Below are 639 nucleotides of genomic sequence, written 5' to 3' on the forward strand. Positions count from 1 at the left end.
CGCTTATCTTTCGCTTCAGGTTTTTATAGTCAGAGCAGTCCTGGTGTAGTTTTAGTGAATAAGTATATGAAGAGGACAGTCATTCATTCGTTTCTATATACTTATGTACATAACAAATAAAGAAATAACAAGTAATTGGTTTACTAATTTACGTGATTTAGTGTGCAAAGAATTTGAAAAAATCGAAGAAGAATATGTACAAACCAAAGGTTTAAAACCAGCTAAGTTTGTACGCTCAAGCTGGCAACGTAACGGCGGTGGTGGCGGTGTCATGTCTCTCATGAAAGGAGAAGTATTTGAAAAAGTTGGGGTTAATATATCTACCGTATTCGGTGGATTTTCTCCCGAATTCCGCAGCGAAATTCCAGGAGCAGAGCTAGACGGGAAATTCTTTGCACAATAAATCACGTAAATTAGTAAACCAACTACTTGTTATTTCTTTATTTTCTATGTTCATAATTATTAAGCAACGATTTAATTACTTTCCTCATCATATACATAATCACTAAAAATACGGCAGCAATGATCATAATATAAAAAGCTGGAGCATAAAATAAGCCTGTGCGCTCTACAAGCCAACGAGAAATAATAGGTGAAGTTCCGCCGAATGTCGCTATTGCAAAATTGTAGCTGAAAGCA

General features: G+C 35.7%; 2 pseudogenes. One reads left to right on the forward strand and one right to left on the reverse strand.

Annotated elements, in window-relative coordinates:
- Positions 1-103: 103 nt before the first annotated feature.
- Positions 104-397 (forward strand): annotated as a pseudogene (locus O6R16_RS08045) (coproporphyrinogen III oxidase); the annotation flags it as partial.
- A gap of 43 nt (positions 398-440) precedes the next feature.
- Here the strand turns inward: O6R16_RS08045 and O6R16_RS08050 are convergent.
- Positions 441-639, reverse strand: a pseudogene (locus O6R16_RS08050) (MFS transporter); the annotation flags it as partial.

Origin of the sequence: Candidatus Rickettsia tasmaniensis (assembly GCF_036857515.1) — a bacterium.
Classification (GTDB): Bacteria; Pseudomonadota; Alphaproteobacteria; order Rickettsiales; family Rickettsiaceae; genus Rickettsia; species Rickettsia rickettsii.